Below are 931 nucleotides of genomic sequence, written 5' to 3'. Positions count from 1 at the left end.
ACAATAGAAATATTCAGGAAGGCGTCAGTCGCCGAGTGCTTACGCGATGACCGCCCCTTTGGCGGCCCGGCGCCTCCTGCCACTCACCTTGATGGCTGGAGTGGCATCGTGCAGGCTGATGCCTACGCCGGCTACAATGCCCTGGCAAAGCCGGAACGGCAGCCTGCGCCCGTCACGCTGGCGGGCTGCTGGGCGCATGCCCGACGCGGCCTGTTCCGGCTGGCCGAACTGGGCAGGGCACCTCTTGCCGTGGAAGCCGTAAGGCGGATCGACTGCCTGTTCGAGGTGGAACGGACCATCAATGGTGCCGTGCTGCGGCAGCAGTTCAGCGCGCCCATCGTGGAAAACCTGATGGAATGGATGCGTGACAGTTGCAGCCGCATGTCCGGAAAATCACCCGTCGCGCAGGCCATGGCCTACATCCTCAGACGACCGGATACCTTCGCGGCGTTCCTCCATGATGACCGGATCTGCCTGACCAATAATGCGGCAGAACGGAGCCTTCGTGGCATCGCCGTAGGACGCAAGGCCTGGCTGTTCGCGGGTTCGGACCGCGGCTGCCATGTATTCCCTGACCGTCACTGCGAAACTCAATGATGTCGATCCCCACGCCTGGCCGGCTGACGTCATCGGACGGATCAACGATATTCCCGTCTCCCGGCTCCCCGACCTGCTTCCCTGGAATTGGAAAAACACCCGTCACGCCAATCATACACAGGCGGCCTGACGCATGCCTGTGGTCCTCGTCGGATGCTTACAGTAGACGGGCCAATGATGCGCAAGCGTGATCCGAGGCGGACCAAGCTGGGGCAGAAAGCCCAGTTTCCACGCCACCCATTGCGTCGCCATCCACCATGATATGATGATCATGAGCAGGACGACGCTCACCTGCCCCCATAAAATCCGAGATCCGGACATAGTGCTTTCCTTC

General features: G+C 61.4%; 1 pseudogene. It reads left to right on the top strand.

The annotated features are described in order from the left end of the window. A pseudogene (tnpC, locus tag GXY01S_RS16735) lies at positions 1-727 on the top strand (IS66 family transposase); the annotation flags it as partial. Positions 728-931 lie beyond the last annotated feature (204 nt).

It is taken from the genome of Komagataeibacter xylinus NBRC 15237 (genome assembly GCF_001571345.1).
Taxonomy (GTDB): Bacteria; Pseudomonadota; Alphaproteobacteria; order Acetobacterales; family Acetobacteraceae; genus Komagataeibacter; species Komagataeibacter xylinus.
This window is presented reverse-complemented; position numbering and strand designations above follow the sequence as displayed.